Raw genomic sequence first — 16,797 nt, forward strand, 5'->3', positions numbered from 1 at the left:
GGGTGCTCTCCTCCGTCGCCCCGCCGCACTGACCGGCAGGCCACCCGAGCGCCCTTCGTCCGCTCGAAAGGCCGCTGTCATGTCGTACGCCACCATCGTCACCACCCTCCGGGCCGCCGGCTGCGTCTTCGCCGAGGACGAGGCGGAGCTCCTCCTCGCCGGCGCCACCACGCCCGAGCAGCTCGCCGCCATGGTCGGCCGCCGGGCCGAGGGCCACCCGCTCGAACACGTCCTGGGCTGGGCCGGGTTCTGCGGCCTGCGGATCACCGTCACACCCGGGGTCTTCGTGCCACGCCGCCGTACCGAGTTCCTGGCCGAACTGGCCGTCGGCCTGCTCCGGCCGGACGGTGTCGCCCTCGACCTCTGCTGCGGCGCGGGCGCCGTGGCCGCCGTGCTCGCCGTCACCGTCCCCTCGGCCGAGCTGCACGCCGCCGACCTCGACCCGACCGCCGCCGACTGCGCCCGGGGCAACCTCCCGGCCACCGCGACGGTCCACCAGGGTGACCTCTACGCCCCGCTGCCCGCCGCCCTGGGCGGCCGGATCACCGTCCTGGTCGCCAACGCCCCGTACGTCCCCACCGCCGCGATCCCCTTCCTCCCGGCCGAAGCCCGCGACCACGAACCGCACTTCACCCTGGACGGCGGCCCCGACGGCCTGGCCGTCCAGCGCCGCGTCATCGCCGCCGCCCCCCGGTGGCTGGCCCCGGGCGGCCACCTGCTGATCGAGACCAGCGCCCGCCAGGCCGCCGCCACGGCGGCCGCGATGACCGAGCGGGGCCTGACGCCGACCCTGCACACCTCCGACCGGCACGACGCCACCGTGGTGGCCGGCACCCGGCCCGCCTGACCGCTCCGACCGCTCAGGCGGCTCGGACGGCTTCGGCCAGCACCTCGCGCAGACGGTGGGCGTAGGCGCGGGGGTGGGCGAGGTTGCCGTTGTGGCCGCCGGGGAAGATCCGGACCGGCTCGCCGACCAACTCGGCCAGGGCGTCGGCGCAGCGGCGGTCGAAGACCTCCGGCGGCGTGCTGCGCCCGGCGGCCGGGAGGATCCGGGTGGTGGTGCCGCGCAGCGCCTCGGGGTCCAGGGTGTCCCGCACGACCGCACCGAAGTCGTGCCGGATGAAGTGGTCGAAGTTGGCGATCCGGCGGGCGTCCATCGGGTGCGGGGTCAGCCCGTCCTCGGTCGGCCCGTGCAGGTCGATGCCCAGCAGCCGGGCCATCGCGGGCAGCGTCGGGCCGAGGCCGTGCTGCCGGTAGTGCAGCTGAAGACCGGTCAGCTCGGCTTCGTGCCCGGCCCGTTCGGCCGGCGGCAGCAGTCGCGGGGTGACCGGCTCGTGCGCGATCAGGGCGCTCAGCTGCCCGGGGTACCGGGACGCGACGTGCAGACCGATCGAGGCACCGAGGCTGCACCCGAGCATCAGCGCGGGCCCGTCGGTGACGGCGGCCAGCAGCCGGTGCACGTCGTCGGCGTGCTCGGCCAGGCTCGCCCCGCGCTCCGGGTCGTCCGGCCGGCTGCGGGACAGCCCCCGCCGGTCGTAGGTGACCACAGTGTACGCGTCGGTGAGGCCCGCCACCAGGTCGGTGCTGCGGTCGGCGTCGCCCTCGCCGCTCTGCGAGACGAGCAGGACCGGGCCGCTCCCGCGCACCTCGAAGTGCAGGGTCGCGCCGGGGACGGTGAGGCTGGCGGTGGGCATGGTGGGTCCCTCTCCGGGCGCTGACGGTCCGTCCGTTGCGCCCGCCCTCACCGTAATGCATCCAAATGGATGCATCAAGAGAGATGGATCAATCTGGATGTACCTTGTCCCCATGAACGGAGTCGACCTCTTCCTACTGGGCCGGACCTTGATGAAGATCGGCGAGAGCGCCATCCCGGAGCCCCCGGGCGGCACCGCCGGCCGGCCCGGCAGCACCCGTACGGTCCTGATCGTCGCCACCGACGTCGCCGCCCACCCCGGCACCACCGCGAGCGAGGTCGTGGCCCGGACCGGCATCCCGCAGAGCCAGGTCTCCACCGCCGTCGCCCGCCTCAGGGAGGCCGGCTCGGTCGGTACCGCACCCGACCCCGCCGACGGCCGCCGCACGCTGATCCACCCCGCCGCCGAACCGTCCGCCCGGGTCGCCGAGATCCGCGCGACCACCGTCACCGACGCGCTGGCCGATGCCCTCGGCGACGGTGACCCGGACCGGCTGCGGGAGGTCGCCGAAGCGCTCGCCGTACTGGCCCGCCACCTGACGCCCGACCGGTCCTGACGCTCCGTCATCCGGGCGCGAACCGCTCCACCGGCCGCCGGGGGACGGTGAGTTCCGGCGGTTCTGTCGGCCGCCCTTGATATACACGGAGCAACCACAAGGAGTGAGTCCCCATGCGTATCGTGATCACCGAGTTCGTCAGCCTCGACGGCGTCGTGCAGGCCCCGGGCGGGGCGGAGGAGGACACCGACGGCGGCTTCGCGCACGGCGGTTGGTCGCACCCGTTCTTCGACCCGGAGGTGGTCGGCGGCACCTTCGCCGACGCGACCGCCAAGGCCGACGCGCTGCTGTTCGGCCGCCGCACCTGGCAGACCATGGCGGGCGCCTGGCCCGAGCGGGCGGGCGACCCGTTCGCCGACCGGATGAACGCGCTCCCGAAGTACGTGGTCTCGGCGACCCTCGGCGACTCCGACCTGACCTGGGAGAACACCACCCGCATCCCGGGTGGCCAGGCCGCCTCCCGCCTCCGCGAGCTGCACGCCGCCCCCGGCGGCGACCTGGCCGTGATGGGCAGCCCGACCCTGGTCCGGCTGCTGCTGGCCGAGGGCCTGTTCGACGAGCTCCGCCTGATCGTCATGCCGGTCCTGCTCGGCGGCGGGAAGTCGGTCTTCCCCGCCGACGGCGGCCTGCGCACCCTCGAACTGGTCTCCACCGTCACCAGCAAGGCCGGCGTGAACGTCTGCACCTACCGCCCGGCCGCCGCGCAGTAGCGGTCGTCCTTGCGACCGGGTCGGGGCAGGTGCCGCGCCGACGTTCCGTCGATCCCGTGACACGGCCGGACGTGACCTCCGGCACCCGGTGGCCGGTCTCTGGGAGGATTGCCCGCATGAACTGCGCAGCCCTGCTGGTCGATGCGTTCGGCCGGGTCCGTGAGTCCGTCCACGAGGCGGTGGCCGGACTCGGTCCCGACGAGCTCGCGGAGCGCCTGGACCCGAAGGCCAACTCGGTCGCCTGGCTGGTCTGGCACCTGACCCGGGTGCAGGACGACCACGTGGCGGAGGTCGCGGGCACCGAACAGCTCTGGACCGCGGGCGGCTGGTACGACCGCTTCGGCCTGCCCTTCCCTGCGGACGCCACCGGCTACGGACACACCGCCCGCCAGGTCGCGGCCCTCCGGGTGGACTCCGGTGACCTGCTCACCGGCTACTACGACGCCGTGCACGCGCACACCCTGGCGTACGTACGCGGGCTCAGCGGCCCGGCCCTGGACCGGATCGTGGACGAGAACTGGACACCGCCGGTGATTCTCGGCGTCCGGCTGGTCAGCGTCGTCTCCGACAGCCTCCAGCACGCCGGCCAGGCGGCCTTCGTCCGTGGCGTCCTCCGACGGCGGTAGCGGAGGCCGGTCGCGGGGGAGCTTGCTCCCGCTAGCACCCTGCTTGCAATTGCAAGCAGGGTGCGGCAGAGTGCTGCCATGGCTTCACTGAAGGTCGGCTCGCTCGGGGAGTACATCCGGGAGCAGCGGCGGAACGCGCAGTACTCGCTGCGCCAGCTGGCGGAGGTGGCGGGGGTTTCCAATCCGTACCTGAGCCAGATCGAGCGCGGGCTGCGGAAGCCGAGCGCGGAGATCCTGCAGCAGATCGCCAAGGCGCTGCGGATCTCGGCGGAGACGCTGTACGTGCAGGCCGGGATGTTGGAGGAGCGGCAGGGTGAGGGGCTCGAACTCCGGGCCGCGATCCTGGCCGATCCGTTGATCAGCGAGCGGCAGAAGCAGGCGCTGCTCGCGGTCTACGACGCCTTCCTGAAAGAGAATCAGGAGAGCGTCGGCGAGCCCGGGGAAGCAGCAGAGGGACAGGCCGACCGCCGGACTGTCGAGGGATAGCAGGAGGACCGGTCATGCCGATCACCGACGAGATCAAGAAGACGCTGAGCGACCCGACCCCGCTGTACGCGATCGCGGGCGCCGGGGACCTGGCGTACGAGAAGCTGCGCGAGGTGCCCGCCAAGGTCGAGGCGCTCGCGGCGGACCGCAAGGGTACCCAGGAGAAGGCCACCGCCCGGTTCCAGGAGGCGCAGACCCGGCTGGTCGAGGCGCAGGCGAAGGTGACCGAGACGGTCTCCACGCTGCCGGGCGACCTGAAGGGGCTGCAGGAGAAGGCCCAGGGCTTCGCGCTCCAGCAGGTCGGCCTCGCGCTGGAGCTGGCCGTGAAGGCCAAGGAGGCGTACGAGGAGCTGGCGGTCCGGGGCAAGGCCGTGGTGGAGGGCCAGCAGGCTCCCCCGGCGGAGCAGCCGGCCGCCGAGGTCGAGGCCGTGGCGGTCGACCTGGAGCCCGAGGAGGTCTCCGCGTCGGAGTGGGCGCAGGAGGAGGAGCCGGTGGCGGAGCCCGCCGCGGAGCCGGCGCCGAAGCGGGCGCCGCGGGCCCGGAAGAGCACCGGCGACTCCGCGAAGTAGTCCGGGAGCAGTCCGGGAAAGCAGTTGCCCGAGCGGTAGTCGGGCGGCGGACGGGGCACGAACCAGGGGTACCGGTTCGTTGTCCCCGGTGCGGTCGGCCGGCCGTGCCAGGATGGGCGACGATGTCGCCGCAGCCGCAGTGAGGAGTCCGCAGTGTCCGAGATTCTGAGGTTGGGCTACCTGGATCCGTTCTGGTGGCTGGCCATGGCGGCCGTGGGCTTCAAGCTGTTCGCCTTCGTGGACGCGGTGACCCGCCGGGAGGACGCCTTCCGGGCCGCCGACAAGAAGACCAAGACGTTCTGGCTGGCGATCCTCGGGCTGGCGCTCGGGCTCGACCTGCTGTTCGGCGCGGAGGTGTTCAGCATCCTGACCCTGGCCGGGCTGGCGGCGGCGATCGTCTACATGGTGGACGTCCGGCCCGCGATCAAGCAGCTGACGGACGGCCGGGGCAACGGCGGGAAGCAGAACACGGGGCCGTACGGGCCCTGGTGACGAGTCGTCACCGTCGAGGGGAGCAGCCGGGCGGCTGCTCCCCATCGACGTTTCAGCCCATGATCACCGGAGCGGGGTTGCGCTCCAGCAGCAGCACCGCGACGTCGTCGGTCAGCGCGCCGCCGTTCAGCTCCTCGACCTCGGCGATCGCGCTGTCGACCAGCCGGCCCCTGGTCAGGCCACCGGCCTGGTGGTCGCCGATCAGCTCGACCAGGCCGTCCTGGCCCAGGCGGCGCGAGCCCGCGCCGACCCGGCCCTCGACCAGGCCGTCGGTGTAGAGCAGCAGGCTCCAGCCCTCGTCCAGGATCAGCTCCTCGGCGGGCCAACTGGCGCCGGGGTCGTCGCAGTGCAGCAGCCCGAGGGCCGGGCCGGCCTGGTCGGCGGAGAGCAGGGTCGGCGTGCCGCCGGGACCGAGCAGCAGCGGCGAGGGGTGCCCGGCCAGGTAGAACCTGGCCCGCTCCCGACCTGGCCGGTCGGCCGGGGCGTCGGCCTCGGCGCGGACCGGGGAGTCGGGGTCGGGGTGGGCGGGGGAGAGCACCAGCATGCAGAGCGTCGCGAAGATCTCGTCGCTGCGCCGCTCGTGCTCCAGCACGTGCTGGAGCGTGGTGAGCAGGGCCTGCCCGGTCAGCCCGGCGAAGACCAGCGAGCGCCAGGCGATCCGGAGCGCGACGCCGAGCGCGGCCTCGTCGGGGCCGTGGCCGCAGACGTCGCCGATCACCACGTGCACCGTGCCGTCGTCCGTCCGGACCGCGTCGTAGAAGTCGCCGCCGAGCAGGGCCCGGCTGCGGCCGGGGCGGTAGCGGCGGGTGAAGGAGAGCCCGGCGCCGTCGAGCAGCGGGGTGGGCAGCAGGTGGCGCTGGAGGCGGGCGTTCTCCTGCCCGCGCAGCTCGGCCTCGACCAGGCGGCGCTGGGACTCGTCGGCCCGCTTGCGCTCCACCGCGTAGCGCAGCGCGCGGGCCAGCAGCGGGCCGTCGGTCTCGTGCCGGATCAGGAAGTCCTGGGCCCCGGCCGCCACGGCGGCGGCACCCAGCTCGGCGCCGGCCGCGTCGGTGAGCACCACGACCGCCGTCTGCGGGGCGTGCTTGAGCAGCTCTTGCAGCCCCTCCAGCCCCTGCAGCGGGCCGCGCTGGTCGGCCGGGTCGGCGAGGTCCAGCAGGACGCAGCCGAACTCGGCGTCGCGCGGGCGGCCGCGGCGGCCGGCCGGGCGGGCCAGCCGGGTGGCGGCGGAGGCCACCCCCTGGGCCCAGTGCAGCTCGATCGCCGAGCCGCTGTCGGTGACCAACTGCTCCAGGAAGGCCGCGTCGGTGAAGTCGTTCTCGATCACCAGCAGGCGGAACGGGGCGTCCGGGGTGCCGGCGACGGCGCGGGGGTGCGGTATCGGGCTGTGCCCGGCCTCGATCGCCTCCGCATGCGGACTGCGTGCTTCGGTGAGGGCGCCCGGCCGGTACGCGGCACGCGGTGCCCGCCCGTCTCCCGTTGCGGGCATCGGTCGGTCCTCCCTTTCCCCGACTGGGCAACGGCTGAGGTCCGCGCGCAGTGCCCGCTTGGCACCGTGTGTCGGGGAGCTTCCCGCGACCATAACGTGATCTCCGGAGTTTTCTCCGGCCCGGCGGCGACTCTGTGGCTATTGCCACGCGACCGGGGCCGGGCGGACGCTGACGGCGGGCACTGCGGCTGCGGTGCCCGCAGGGAACGGGACGAAAGGTCGGTACGGTGACGCGGATCACTCTGGTCGAGGGTGACATCACGGAGCAGCAGGTGGACGTGGTGGTGAACGCCGCCAACTCCTCGCTGCTGGGCGGCGGTGGGGTGGACGGTGCGATCCACCGCAGGGGCGGACCGGAGGTCCTGGCCGACTGCCGACGGCTGCGCGCCGGGCACTACGGCAAGGGCCTGCCGACCGGCCGGGCGGTGGCCACCACGGCGGGCCGGCTGCCGGCCCGCTGGGTGGTGCACACGGTGGGGCCCGTCCACCTGCCGGAGGAGTACGAGGAGCGGGCCGGGCTGCTGGCGTCCTGCTATCGGGAATCCCTTCGGGTCGCGACGGAGCTGGGCGCGCGGACGGTGGCCTTCCCGGCGGTCTCGACCGGGGTGTACGGCTGGCCGATGGAGGACGCGGCGCGGATCGCCCTCACGGCGGTGGCGGAGGTCGTGGACGGTGGGTCGGAGCTCACGGAGGTGCGGTTCGTGCTGTTCGGGCCGGAGGCGTACCGGGCGTTCGAGCATGCGGCCGCGCAGCGGGGCTGACGGAGGATCGGGGCACCGCGGGCCGCTCCTGCGGTGCCTCCATGGTGGCGTGACGAGGCGTCAGCGCACCAGAGGTATTCGATAACTCGTTCGAGTGAATCGAGCCGGACGGACACCCGGACGGTCGAGCCCCGGCGCTACGGTGCCAGCGCGCTCCACGGCACCGTGACCTCGCCCTGCCGCCACCGCCCGCGCGCGTCCAGCAGCGGCCAGCTCCCGCCCAGCGCCCGGCAGGCGGCCACCCAGCGCTGCCTGGCGCCGAACGCCCCGTACGGCGCCGCCGCCGACCAGGCCCGGTCGAAGTCGGTGAGGAAGGCGTGCACCGGCCGACCCGGCACGTTGTGGTGGATCAGCGCCTTCGGCAGCCGCTCGGCCAGGTCGGACGGCCGGTCCAGGCCGGCAAGCCGGGCCGCGAAGGTGACCGTCCGGGGGCCCTCGGGGCCGAGCGCGACCCAGACGTGCCGCCGCCCGATCTCGTCGCAGGTGCCCTCGACCAGCAGCCCGCCGGGCGCCAGCCGTCCGCACAGCCGCTCCCAGACCGCCGCCACCGCCCCCTCCTCGTACTGCCGCAGCACGTTGGCGGCCCGGATCAGCAGCGCTCGCTCGGTGCCGTCCAGCGGGACCTCGAAGCCGCCCCGGCGGAAGGTCAGCAGCGGCGGCTCGGCGTACGGCAGCGCCGCCGCGACCCGCTCGGGCTCGATCTCGATGCCGACCGTCCGGACGTCGGGGCGGACGGTGCGCAGCCGGCCGGACAGCTCGACGGCCGTCCAGGGCGCGGCGCCGTAGCCGAGGTCCACCGCCACCGGCGGCCGGTCGGCGGAGCGCAGCGCGGGGCCCAGCGTGTGGGCGATCCAGCGGTCCATCCGGCGCAGCCGGTTGGTGTTGGTGGTGCCCCGGGTCACCGTGCCGACCGGTCGGTCCCGCCGCCCACGGGCGGCGGAGCTGGAGGGATCGAACGAGGCGGCCATGCCCAGCAGCCTACGGCCGGGCCGTCGGGCGGTCCCACCAGGTGGACGGGAATGCCGTCCACCCCCCCGGCGGTTGTCACACTGGATGAATGCCCGCGGCCGCTGGCCGGCAGACGGGGAGCAACGAAGGAGGCCTCCGCAGGTGACTCAGCACCCTGCTCGAACGGCTCGCCGTGCCCAGCTCCTGCCCCCCGCCCGGGGCCGGTTGCAGGCCCTGGTGGGCGGCCGTTCCCGGCGGCCTCGCCGGATCGCCATGCTGAGCGTGCACACCTCCCCGCTGCACCAGCCGGGCACCGGCGACGCGGGCGGGATGAACGTCTACATCGTCGAGCTGGCCAAGCGGCTGGCCCAGCTGGACATCGAGGTCGAGGTCTTCACCCGCGCGATCAGCTCGGACGACGCGCCGACGGTCGAGCTGGCGCCCGGGGTGCTGGTCCGGCACGTCACGGCCGGCCCGTTCGAGGGCCTGGTCAAGGAGGACCTGCCCGCCCAGCTGTGCGCCTTCACCCACGCGGTGCTGCGCACCGAGGCGGGCCACCGTCCCGGCCACTACGACCTGGTGCACTCGCACTACTGGCTGTCCGGGCAGGTCGGCTGGCTGGCCGCGCAGCGCTGGGGCGTGCCGCTGGTGCACACCATGCACACCATGGCCCGGGTGAAGAACGCCGCGCTGGCGGAGGGCGACACGCCCGAGCCGGCCGCCCGGGTGATCGGCGAGAGCCAGGTGGTCGAGGCCGCCGACCGGCTGATCGCCAACACCGCCGAGGAGGCCGGCGAGCTGGCCTTCCACTACGCGGCCCGGCCGGACCAGCTGGCCGTGGTGCACCCCGGCGTCAACCTCGACGTGTTCCGCCCCGGCGACCGGCAGGCCGCCCGGGCCCGGCTCGGCCTGCCGCAGGACGCCGCCGTGCTGCTCTTCGCCGGCCGGATACAGCCGCTCAAGGCACCGGACGTGCTGCTCCGGGCGGTCGCCGTGCTGCTGGACCGCGAGCCCGAGCTGCGCCGCCGGCTGGTCGTGCCGGTGGTCGGCGGCCCGTCCGGCAGCGGCCTGGCCAAGCCGGAGAGCCTGCAGAAGCTGGCCGCCGAGCTCGGCATCTGCGACGTGGTGCACTTCCACCCGCCGGTCGGCCAGGCCGAGCTGGCCGAGTGGTACCGAGCGGCCACCGCCCTGGTGATGCCCTCGTACAGCGAGTCGTTCGGGCTGGTCGCACTGGAGGCGCAGGCCTGCGGCACCCCGGTGGTGGCGGCCGCCGTCGGCGGCCTCCCGGTCGCGGTCCGGGACGGGCGGACGGGCTCCCTGGTGACCGGCCACGACCCGCACGACTGGGCCAGGGCGCTGCGCCCGTACGTGACCGAGGCCGAGCTGGTGCGCCGTCAGGGGGCGGCCGCCGCCGCCCACGCGGCGGAGTTCGGCTGGGAGACCGCCGCGGCGAGCACCGCCGAGGTGTACACCACGGCGATGCACCGCTCCGGGCTGCGCGGCGGTCTGCGGCTGGCCTGAGCCGGGCCGACACTGACGGGGAGTCAGCACGCCGGGCCCCGGTACCGCCGAGTAACGTCTCCCCCATGGCAATCCGTACCAAGGACGACGCCCTCGGGCTGCTCCGGACCGCGCTGGACGAGGCGGGCGTGGCCTGGGAGCCCGCCGCGACCGATCCGTACACCCTGGTCGCGACGCTGCCCGGGACGCGCAAGCTGGCCACCCCGTGCGCGCTCCGGGTCGGCGACCACACCCTGTCGGTGAACGCCTTCGTGGTCCGCCGCCCGGACGAGAACCACGAGGCGGTGTACCGCTGGCTGTTGGAGCGCAACACCAAGCTGTTCGGGGTCGCGTACGCGATCGACGCGCTCGGTGACGTCTACCTGGCGGGCCGGCTGCCGCTGGAGGGACTCAGCACCGAGGTGGTGGACCGGCTGCTCGGCACCGTGCTGCAGGGGGCCGACGAGCCCTTCAACACCCTGCTGGAGCTGGGGTTCGCGACCGCGATCCGGCGCGAGTGGGCGTGGCGCACCAAGCGCGGCGAGTCCACCGGCAACCTGGCGGCCTTCACCCACCTGGCCGGTCCGGTCGACGAGCGGCCGGAGACCGACTAGACGCCGGCCCGGGCCGGTTCCGCCACCACCGGCACCGGCTGGGCCGGTGTCCGCCGGCCGAGCAGCAGGAAGCCGCCCGCGGCCGCCGTGCCGAGGAGCGCGCAGGTGCCCCAGGCCGCCACGCCGCCGCCGTACTGGAGCAGCAGCGCGCCGCCGACCGGGCCGACGAACATCGCGAGCGACCAGGACAGCGAGTACACGCCCTGGTAGCGCCCCCGGGCCCGGGCCGGGGCCAGCTCGGCGACCAGTGCCGTCATGGTCGGCGCGTTCATGATCTCGCCGATCGTCCAGACCGCGACCGTGAGGGCGAAGAACCAGACCGACGAGCCCGCGAACATGGTCAGCCCGAAGCCCCAGCCGATCAGCAGGGCGCTGGCCAGCAGCAGCCCGGTCCGGTTCCGGCCCTGCATGAGGCGGGTCAGCGGGAGCTGGAGCAGCACGATCAGCAGGCCGTTCAGGCTGATCACCAGGCCGTACTGGGTGGCGGTGATCCCGGCCAGCCCCATGTCCACGGCCAGCGTGGTGCTGCCCTGCTGGGCGACCAGGGCGAGCAGCAGGTTGATCCCGACCACGGCCATGAACCGGCGGTCGGTGAACACCGTGCCGAGGTGCACCGGAGGTTCGGCCCGCTCGGCGGGGCTGACGGCCGGCCTGGTCTCCGGGATCTTCACGAAGACCAGCACCGCGCAGAGCAGCGTGCTCAGCGCGTCCAGCAGGAAGAGCGTCAGGTAGCCGCCCGAGGCGATCACCCCGGCCGCGGCCGTCGAGACGCCGAAGCCGATGTTGACCGCCCAGTAGTTCAAGGAGTACGCCCGCACCCGGTCCTCGGCGGGCACCAGGTCGGCGATGATCGCCGAGATGGCCGGCCGGGAGGCGTTGCTGGCCAGCCCGACCAGGAAGACCATCGAGGCGATCGCCACCGGCCCGTCGGTGAAGCCGAGCACCGCCACGCTGACGCCGGTGCCGAGCTGCGCCGCCAGCAGGGTCGGCCGCCGCCCGATCCGGTCGGTCAGCACGCCGCCGCCGACCGCCGCGATCGCCGAGCCGAGGCCGAACAGCGAGGCGACCAGACCCGCGTACGCCGCGGAGTAACCCCGGTCGACGGTGAGGTAGAGCGCCAGGAACGGCACCACGAAGCCGCCGAGCTTGTTGACCAGGGTGGCCGTCCAGAGCCACCAGAACCGGCGGGGGAGTCCACGGCCCGTCTCCGATAGTGAGACGACCAGGCTGTGCAGGGCGGGCATCTGGGGCTCCCCGGGGGCGTGAGGTCGCGCTGAGCGGTGCGGGACAGGGCAGGTCGACCCGCTCAGCGGCCATGTAAGTGGCAAATCTTCGATCCGAACATTACCGACGGACCTTCGTCCCGACCACCCGTTATCCGCCTCTATTAAGCTGAGCCCCATGGCTGACACGACCTACCGACTGATCCTGCTCCGTCACGGCGAGAGCCAGTGGAACCAGAAGAACCTCTTCACCGGCTGGGTCGACGTCGACCTCAACGAGAAGGGCGAGAAGGAGGCCGCACGCGGTGGCGAACTGCTCGCCGCCGAGGGCTTCCTCCCCGACGTGCTGCACACCTCCCTGCTGCGCCGCGCGATCCGCACCTCGCAGATCGCCCTGGACAAGGCCGACCGGCACTGGATCCCGGTCAGCCGCAGCTGGCGGCTGAACGAGCGTCACTACGGCGCCCTCCAGGGCAAGGACAAGGCCCAGACCCTGGCCGAGTTCGGCGAGGAGCAGTTCCAGCTCTGGCGCCGCTCGTACGACACCCCGCCGCCCGCGCTGGAGGACGGCACCGAGTACTCGCAGTCCGACGACGCCCGCTACGGCGACATCCCGAGCGAGCTGCGTCCGCGCACCGAGTGCCTCAAGGACGTCGTCGACCGGATGCTGCCGTACTGGTACGACGCGATCGTGCCCGACCTGGCGGCCGGCAAGACCGTCCTGGTCACCGCGCACGGCAACAGCCTGCGCGCGCTGGTCAAGCACCTCGACGGCATCTCCGACGAGGACATCGCCGGCCTGAACATCCCGACCGGCATCCCGCTGGTCTACGAGTTGGACGCCGACTTCAAGCCGCTCGCCAAGGGCGGCCGCTACCTGGACGCGGACGCCGCCGCGGCCGCCATCGAGGCGGTCAAGAACCAGGGCAAGAAGTAAGCCCGAGGCAGTCCCCGAGGGCCCCGTCGGCGCAGCCGCGCCGGCGGGGCCCTTTCGTTCGCCGGATCGTCAACTGGCCGCCGTGGGGCGGTGGTTCAGACCATTGACGGGTCGGCCGTGCGCTCCTACCGTATGCACCAGCGCTGGCGCGAGCACGCCAAGATCCCCCACCGGCGGCCGTTCGCCAGTCATGCACTCCATCCACCCCCACCGCTCGCTCCGGCCTGCCCGGAGCCGAGTCCGGAAGGAGCACCATGCGTAAGCGCCACCTGTTCGCGGCCCTCGTCGGGGCCCTGGCCGTACCGGTCGCCACCGCGATCCCGGCCTTCTCGCACGGCTACATCAGCGGCCCGCCGAGCCGCGCCGCGTACTGCGCGGCGGGCACCGTCACCGGCTGCGGCGACATCCAGTGGGAGCCGCAGAGCGTCGAGGGGCCGAAGGGCTTCCCGAACAGCGGCCCGGCCGACGGCAAGCTCTGCGCGGGCGGCAACAGCCGGTTCGCCCAGCTGGACGCGCCGCGGAACGGGGCCTGGCCGACCACCAAGGTGACGGCGGGTCAGCGGCAGAACTTCACCTGGAAGTTCACCGCCCGGCACGCCACCGCGTCGTACCGGTACTTCCTCACCAAGCCGGGCTACAACGCCGCCTCGGTGCTGAGCCGGAGCAACCTCAACCTCACCCCGCTGCTGACCGTCCCGGGCAACAACCAGCAGCCGCCCAGCACGCTCACCCACAGCGTCCCGCTGCCGGCCGGGCTGACCGGGCACCACGTGCTGCTCGCGGTGTGGGACGTGGCGGACACCACGAACGCCTTCTACTCCTGCGTCGACCTGCAGTTCTAGGCACCGGCTCCGGGCCCCGGCCGGCGTACGTCGGCCGGGCACCCCGCTCAGGACAGGGGTGCCCGGCCGACGGGCGGGACGGTGGGACCGGCCCGGGTCAGTGACCGCCGCAGCAGCCACCCGCGGCGCCGCCGCACTGGCAGGGGGCGCCCGACTGGCAGCCGCAGCCGCAGCCGCCGCCACAGCCGCAGCCGGCGGCGAGGATCGGGAGCAGGGCGGGGTTGGTCGGCTCGACGACGCTCGCCGGTGGACTGGTGGGAGCGGTGGTTGCCTTCATCGTGCTGGGCCCTCCTCGGCACTGGCACACTGCGGCGCACACGGGGCTGTGGCCACCCCCTGAGTGAAGCCCGGTCGGTGACGGGGCGTCAACGGGCGCGCAGGGGCGGTTCGAAACCGCCCCGTGCGCCCCCGCGCCGTGGCCGTCCCGCTACTCGGCGGCCTCGGCGTTGGCGACGAAGTCGCCCGCGTGCTCGCCGGTCACCAGGAAGACCACGCGCTTGGCCACCGAGACCGCGTGGTCGGCGAAGCGCTCGTAGTAGCGGCCGACCAGGGTGACGTCCACCGCGGTCTCGATGCCGTGCTGCCAGCGGTCGTCGAGCAGGTGCGAGAACAGCTCGCGGTGCAGCGCGTCGATCGCGTCGTCGTCCTGCTCCAGCTCCAGCGCCTTCTCGACGTCCTTGGTGGCGATCACCTGGCCGGCCTTGGCCACCAGGCGCTGCGCGAGCTGACCCATCTCCAGCACGATCGGGTGCAGGTCGGCCGGGACGGCGGTCTCCGGGAAGCGCAGCCGGGCCACCTTGGCCACGTGCCGGGCCAGGTCGCCGCAGCGCTCCAGGTCGGAGCTCATCCGCAGCGAGGTGACCACGATCCGCAGATCGGTGGCGACCGGCTGCTGCCGGGCCAGCAGGTCGATCGCCCGGTTCTCCAGGTCGTGGTGCAGGGCGTTGACCTTGTCGTCGGCGGCGATCACGCTCTCCGCCAGCGCCAGGTCCGCGTCGAGCAGCGCGGTGGTGGCCCGGCCCATGGCCGAACCGACCAGCCGGGCCATCTCGACCAGGCCGTCGCTGATCGAGTCGAGTTCCTCGTGGTACGCGTCGCGCATTCTTGCTCTCCTCAGTAGCTCTGTCGGTGGCGGTGCCGACCGGCCTTCTCACGTCACAAGCGAGCCCGTCTGATGATCGGGGTGGCCGCTGCTGGTGGCGGCATCGTAGTGCCGCCACCGCCCGAACGGGCTGTGCAACCCACCCTGGGCCGTTTGGGCGACCACGCACGGCCGGTGCAGTGAACCAGTGGCAGCGTGAAGGTGAATTCTCGGCAACGCGCGGCCGATGCCTTGATCTCACCCCGGGGGTGGGCCGCCGAGGTGCGCTTACGCTGACCACATGGACGTGAACGTGGCCCTCGCCGCAGCCTGCGCCATAGCCGGGCTCGGTGTCGGTCTCACAGCCGCGATCGCCTTCCGCTGGAGTGAGCGGGAGCAGGCCAGGGCAGGCAGCGGCGGCAAGGGCGGAAAGACAGGTGTCGGCAGCACGCCGACGCAGGAACCACCGCTCCCGCCGGGGGTGGACACCGTGCTCTCGGTGCTGCGCTCCTGCGCGATCGTGCTCGGTGAGGGCGACGAGGTGGTCAAGGCCAGCTCCGCCGCCTACGCGATGGGTCTGGTCAGGGGAGGGGCGATGGCCGTGGAGCAGATGCTCTCGCTGGCCCGCGCCACCCGCCGGGACGGTGAGATCCGCCAGGTCGAGCTGGAGGTGCCCAGGCCCGGTGCGGCCCGCGCCACCGACCCGCTGGCGGTCTCCGTCCGGGTCGCCCCGCTCGGCTCCCGGCTGGTCCTGGTGCTGGTCGAGGACCTGACCGAGCGCCGCCGGATCGAGGCGGTCCGGCGGGACTTCGTGGCCAACGTCTCGCACGAGCTGAAGACCCCGGTCGGCGCGCTCTCGCTGCTCTCCGAGGCGGTCGCGGACGCGTCCGACGACCCGGAGGCGGTGCAGCGCTTCGCCGGCCGGATGCAGATCGAGGCCACCAGGCTGGCCAGCCTGGTGCAGGAGATCATCGACCTGTCCCGGGTCCAGGACGACCAGCTGATGGTCGACCCGGAGCCGGTGCCGGTGGACACCCTGATCGCCGAGGCGATCGACCGCTGCCGCCAGCCCGCCGCCGCCAAGCAGATCCACATCGCGGCGGGCGGCATCGGCGGCCTCTACCTGCACGGCAACCGCGGCCAGCTGGCCGCGGCGCTGGGTAACCTGGTGGAGAACGCGGTCAACTACAGCCCGCCCCGTACCCGGGTGGCGATCGCCACCCGGCGGATCTCAAGCGCCGCCGCCCTCGGTGAGGCGGACGGCGAGCTGATCGAGATCTCGGTGACCGACCAGGGCATCGGCATCTCCGAGAAGGACCGCGAGCGGATCTTCGAACGCTTCTACCGGGTGGACCCGGCCCGTTCCCGGGCCACCGGCGGTACCGGCCTGGGCCTCTCCATCGTCAAGCACGTGGCCGCCTCCCACGGCGGCACCGTGTCGGTGTGGAGCGTCGAGGGCCAGGGATCCACCTTCACCGTCCGACTCCCCGCCGGTCAGGCTCCGGCGGCGAGCCCGCACAGCCCAACCATCCTCCCCAACCCCCTTCCTGCCCCGGAGGCGCGATCGTGACCCGAGTACTGGTGGTCGAGGACGAGGAGTCGTTCAGCGACGCCCTGTCGTACATGCTCCGCAAGGAGGGCTTCGAGGTGGCCATCGCCGCCACCGGCCCCGACGCGCTGGAGCAGTTCGAACGCAACGGCGCCGACCTGGTGCTGCTCGACCTGATGCTCCCCGGCCTGCCCGGTACGGAGGTCTGCCGTCAGCTCCGGGTCCGTTCCAACGTCCCGGTGATCATGGTCACCGCGAAGGACAGCGAGATCGACAAGGTGGTCGGCCTGGAGATAGGTGCCGACGACTACGTCACCAAGCCCTACTCCACCCGCGAGCTGGTCGCCCGGATCCGCGCGGTGCTCCGCCGCCGCGGCGAGGACGGCGGACCGGGTGACAACGGTGGCGGCCCCGGCGCGCTGGAGGCCGGTCCGGTCCGGATGGACGTCGACCGGCACGTGGTCACGGTGGACGGCGCCAAGGTCGACCTGCCGCTGAAGGAGTTCGACCTGCTGGAGATGCTGCTCCGCAACGCGGGCCGGGTGCTCACCCGGATGCAGCTGATCGACCGGGTCTGGGGCGCCGACTACGTGGGTGACACCAAGACGCTGGACGTCCACGTGAAGCGCCTGCGGGCCAAGATCGAGCCGGACCCGGGTGCCCCGCGCTACCTAGTGACGGTCCGTGGCCTGGGCTACAAGTTCGAGCCGTAAACCGCACGCC

At 73.4% G+C, this 16,797-nt stretch carries 20 protein-coding genes; 14 read left to right on the forward strand and 6 right to left on the reverse strand.

All coding sequences use genetic code 11. The features are described 5' to 3' along the window. The first annotated feature begins 79 nt into the window (after window positions 1–79). The gene (locus ACIRPK_RS15250) at window positions 80–847 is read left to right on the forward strand and encodes a putative protein N(5)-glutamine methyltransferase (RefSeq protein WP_403038176.1); all 768 of its coding nucleotides are present in this window, start codon (window positions 80–82) and stop codon (window positions 845–847) included. Between the two features lie 13 nt (window positions 848–860). Here ACIRPK_RS15250 and ACIRPK_RS15255 read toward each other — a convergent pair whose 3' ends face one another. Continuing rightward, a complete protein-coding gene (locus tag ACIRPK_RS15255) occupies window positions 861–1,694 on the reverse strand; it encodes an alpha/beta fold hydrolase (RefSeq protein ID WP_403038179.1) in 834 nt (277 codons plus the stop codon). A 112-nt stretch (window positions 1,695–1,806) separates the two neighbouring features. Between ACIRPK_RS15255 and ACIRPK_RS15260 the strand changes: the two genes are divergently transcribed. From ACIRPK_RS15260 to ACIRPK_RS15285, 6 genes are all read left to right on the forward strand, one after another. Further along, window positions 1,807–2,250 carry a MarR family winged helix-turn-helix transcriptional regulator gene (locus ACIRPK_RS15260; protein ID WP_403038182.1) on the forward strand — a complete coding sequence of 148 codons (444 nt, stop codon included), beginning with the start codon at window positions 1,807–1,809 and terminating at the stop codon, window positions 2,248–2,250. 113 nt (window positions 2,251–2,363) lie between these two features. After that, window positions 2,364–2,960: a dihydrofolate reductase family protein gene (locus ACIRPK_RS15265; RefSeq protein ID WP_403038185.1), complete on the forward strand. Its 597-nt coding sequence runs from the start codon at window positions 2,364–2,366 to the stop codon at window positions 2,958–2,960. Between the two features lie 116 nt (window positions 2,961–3,076). Next, the gene (locus ACIRPK_RS15270) at window positions 3,077–3,586 is read left to right on the forward strand and encodes a DUF664 domain-containing protein (protein ID WP_403038188.1); all 510 of its coding nucleotides are present in this window, start codon (window positions 3,077–3,079) and stop codon (window positions 3,584–3,586) included. Window positions 3,587–3,664: 78 nt separating this feature from the next. Beyond that, a complete protein-coding gene (locus ACIRPK_RS15275; RefSeq protein WP_403038191.1) occupies window positions 3,665–4,072 on the forward strand; it encodes a helix-turn-helix domain-containing protein in 408 nt (135 codons plus the stop codon). Between the two features lie 14 nt (window positions 4,073–4,086). After that, window positions 4,087–4,641 (forward strand): hypothetical protein, encoded by a 555-nt coding sequence (locus ACIRPK_RS15280; RefSeq protein WP_403038193.1) that lies wholly within the window; start codon window positions 4,087–4,089, stop codon window positions 4,639–4,641. 153 nt (window positions 4,642–4,794) lie between these two features. Next, window positions 4,795–5,133: a DUF2516 family protein gene (locus ACIRPK_RS15285; protein ID WP_403038196.1), complete on the forward strand. Its 339-nt coding sequence runs from the start codon at window positions 4,795–4,797 to the stop codon at window positions 5,131–5,133. Between the two features lie 52 nt (window positions 5,134–5,185). Here the strand turns inward: ACIRPK_RS15285 and ACIRPK_RS15290 are convergent, their stop codons facing one another. After that, window positions 5,186–6,619, reverse strand: a complete 1,434-nt coding sequence (locus ACIRPK_RS15290; protein WP_403038199.1) for a PP2C family protein-serine/threonine phosphatase — start codon at window positions 6,617–6,619, stop codon at window positions 5,186–5,188. A 227-nt stretch (window positions 6,620–6,846) separates the two neighbouring features. Here ACIRPK_RS15290 and ACIRPK_RS15295 point away from each other — a divergent pair, with 227 nt between their 5' ends. Further along, complete coding sequence (locus ACIRPK_RS15295) at window positions 6,847–7,380, forward strand: O-acetyl-ADP-ribose deacetylase (RefSeq protein WP_403038202.1); 534 nt, start codon at window positions 6,847–6,849, stop codon at window positions 7,378–7,380. 137 nt (window positions 7,381–7,517) lie between these two features. On the opposite strand, the gene ACIRPK_RS15300 is transcribed toward ACIRPK_RS15295, so the two are convergent. After that, window positions 7,518–8,348: a class I SAM-dependent methyltransferase gene (locus tag ACIRPK_RS15300; protein WP_403038205.1), complete on the reverse strand. Its 831-nt coding sequence runs from the start codon at window positions 8,346–8,348 to the stop codon at window positions 7,518–7,520. A 142-nt stretch (window positions 8,349–8,490) separates the two neighbouring features. Between ACIRPK_RS15300 and mshA the strand changes: the two genes are divergently transcribed. Together mshA and ACIRPK_RS15310 are read left to right on the forward strand one after the other, a co-directional pair. Beyond that, complete coding sequence (mshA, locus tag ACIRPK_RS15305; protein ID WP_403038208.1) at window positions 8,491–9,849, forward strand: D-inositol-3-phosphate glycosyltransferase; 1,359 nt, start codon at window positions 8,491–8,493, stop codon at window positions 9,847–9,849. Window positions 9,850–9,914: 65 nt separating this feature from the next. After that, window positions 9,915–10,442 (forward strand): YbjN domain-containing protein, encoded by a 528-nt coding sequence (locus ACIRPK_RS15310; protein ID WP_403038210.1) that lies wholly within the window; start codon window positions 9,915–9,917, stop codon window positions 10,440–10,442. Here the strand turns inward: ACIRPK_RS15310 and ACIRPK_RS15315 are convergent. Beyond that, window positions 10,439–11,686 carry an MDR family MFS transporter gene (locus tag ACIRPK_RS15315; RefSeq protein WP_403038212.1) on the reverse strand — a complete coding sequence of 416 codons (1,248 nt, stop codon included), beginning with the start codon at window positions 11,684–11,686 and terminating at the stop codon, window positions 10,439–10,441. The genes ACIRPK_RS15310 and ACIRPK_RS15315 overlap by 4 nt on opposite strands. Window positions 11,687–11,843: 157 nt before the next feature. On the opposite strand from ACIRPK_RS15315, the gene ACIRPK_RS15320 reads away from it, so the two are divergent. Together ACIRPK_RS15320 and ACIRPK_RS15325 are read left to right on the forward strand one after the other, a co-directional pair. Continuing rightward, window positions 11,844–12,602 carry a phosphoglyceromutase gene (locus ACIRPK_RS15320; RefSeq protein WP_403038215.1) on the forward strand — a complete coding sequence of 253 codons (759 nt, stop codon included), beginning with the start codon at window positions 11,844–11,846 and terminating at the stop codon, window positions 12,600–12,602. A gap of 254 nt (window positions 12,603–12,856) precedes the next feature. Next, window positions 12,857–13,444 (forward strand): lytic polysaccharide monooxygenase, encoded by a 588-nt coding sequence (locus ACIRPK_RS15325; RefSeq protein ID WP_403038217.1) that lies wholly within the window; start codon window positions 12,857–12,859, stop codon window positions 13,442–13,444. 97 nt (window positions 13,445–13,541) lie between these two features. Here the strand turns inward: ACIRPK_RS15325 and ACIRPK_RS15330 are convergent, their stop codons facing one another. Then, window positions 13,542–13,721: a hypothetical protein gene (locus tag ACIRPK_RS15330; protein ID WP_403038220.1), complete on the reverse strand. Its 180-nt coding sequence runs from the start codon at window positions 13,719–13,721 to the stop codon at window positions 13,542–13,544. A 150-nt stretch (window positions 13,722–13,871) separates the two neighbouring features. Then, window positions 13,872–14,546 (reverse strand): phosphate signaling complex protein PhoU, encoded by a 675-nt coding sequence (gene phoU / locus ACIRPK_RS15335; RefSeq protein ID WP_403038223.1) that lies wholly within the window; start codon window positions 14,544–14,546, stop codon window positions 13,872–13,874. A 280-nt stretch (window positions 14,547–14,826) separates the two neighbouring features. Between phoU and ACIRPK_RS15340 the strand changes: the two genes are divergently transcribed. Together ACIRPK_RS15340 and ACIRPK_RS15345 are read left to right on the forward strand one after the other, a co-directional pair. Beyond that, window positions 14,827–16,095 carry a sensor histidine kinase gene (locus ACIRPK_RS15340; RefSeq protein WP_403038225.1) on the forward strand — a complete coding sequence of 423 codons (1,269 nt, stop codon included), beginning with the start codon at window positions 14,827–14,829 and terminating at the stop codon, window positions 16,093–16,095. Beyond that, a complete protein-coding gene (locus ACIRPK_RS15345; RefSeq protein WP_403038228.1) occupies window positions 16,092–16,787 on the forward strand; it encodes a response regulator in 696 nt (231 codons plus the stop codon). The genes ACIRPK_RS15340 and ACIRPK_RS15345 overlap by 4 nt, the downstream gene beginning before the upstream one ends. Window positions 16,788–16,797 lie beyond the last annotated feature (10 nt).

Source organism: Kitasatospora sp. NPDC101801 (assembly GCF_044766665.1).
Taxonomy (GTDB): domain Bacteria; phylum Actinomycetota; class Actinomycetes; order Streptomycetales; family Streptomycetaceae; genus Kitasatospora.